Here is a 1,405-nt window from a genome sequence, read left to right as displayed (position 1 = left end):
GCACCAGCCGGGTCTCGGCCAGCCGCTCACTGGCCAGCCAGCCCCGCAGCACCTCCACCACCCGATCCAGCTCCACACGCAACCGCGACAGCAGCTCACCATGCTCGTCGTTGGTGTCGTGGGTGGGAGCTCTCATGTCCAGAGACAGGATCACCGTCTCGGCTGTCGACTCTCCGGCAGCCAGTGCCGTGTTCAACGCCGGTAGGTCGCGGTAGTGGCCCACGACAGTGCCGCCAGCCTCCTGCACCGCCGCCACCACATCACCCGAGGACGGGCCGACCACGATCACTTGGCCCGGTGTCGCGTCCGATGCTGCCTTTGATGCTGCATCTGCTGGGTTGCCTGGTATGGGCAGCCATTGCAGCTGATGCAACCCTTCAACCACGGGCCGCTCACCTGCCCGCAGCCCGCCGCTAGCCAGCCCGTCCGCCGGCAGAGGGCGTGAGACCAGACTCGTCACCACCGCAACCGGGGCACCACTGCCATCGGCCATCCGGATACTGACACCACCACCGGCATCGGAGGCCGGTTGAACGTGCACCCGCAACTGCCGGGCGCCGGAGGCCAGCAGTTCCACCCCGGTCCAAGCGAACGGCAACATCACCCCCGCCCCGCCAGGATTGTCGGCCCCGTTGGTTTGGTCGATGTGGGCGGGCAGGCTGGTGGCATGCAAGGCGGCATCCAGCAACGCCGGATGAACCCCGAACCGGGCCGCATCCACACACTCCCGCTCACCGAGCTCGACCTCGGCGAACACCTCCCCCTCACGCACCCAGGCCCGCTTCAACCCCCGAAAAGCCGGCCCATACCCGTAACCCTCATCGGCCAGCTTCTGGTAGAAGCCCTCCACCTCCACCGCCCGCGCCCCCACCGGCGGCCACACGTCTAACGCGAAATCAACAGCCGCACCACCACTGCCGTCCACGCCCGCACCAACGCCCACACTGTCGGCGCTTTCGATGTTCGTCGCGCTCGCGGCGTTCATCTCGCTCTCGGCTATCACCGCGCTGGCGTGACGCCGCCACCCCTCGCCCAGCCCAGCTCCCGCACCCGTCCCCGTCCCTGCTCCTGCTCCTGCCGGTCGGGCGTAGACGTGCACCTCACGTCGCCCGTCCGCACCCGCACCGGACACCCGCACCAACACCTGGGCTGAGGAGTCGGTGTCCAGCACCAACGGCGCCTCCAACGTCAGCTCCTCAACCCGCGAACAGCCGACCCCATCACCCGCCCGGATCACCAACTCCACGAACCCCGTACCAGGAAAAATCACCGACCCGCCGACAGCGTGATCGGCCAGCCACGAATGAGCAGCCAGCGACAACCGCCCCGTCAACACCAGCCCGCCCTGCTCCGGCACCTCCACCACCGCACCCAAGAACGGATGATCCGCACCCGCCAGCCCCAG

Annotated in this window: 1 protein-coding gene; it reads right to left on the bottom strand. The window is 68.5% G+C overall.

Features of this window, described 5'->3' with window-relative positions; all coding sequences use genetic code 11:
* Positions 1 to 1,366 (bottom strand): polyketide synthase dehydratase domain-containing protein (locus tag ACWCSU_RS52800; protein ID WP_449945258.1); only part of this gene is annotated, 1,366 nt, incomplete at its 3' end.
* Positions 1,367 to 1,405 lie beyond the last annotated feature (39 nt).

This window comes from Nonomuraea sp. NPDC001699, from assembly GCF_053596455.1.
Note: the sequence above shows the minus strand (reverse complement) of the source record. Positions and strands in the feature narration are given on the sequence as shown.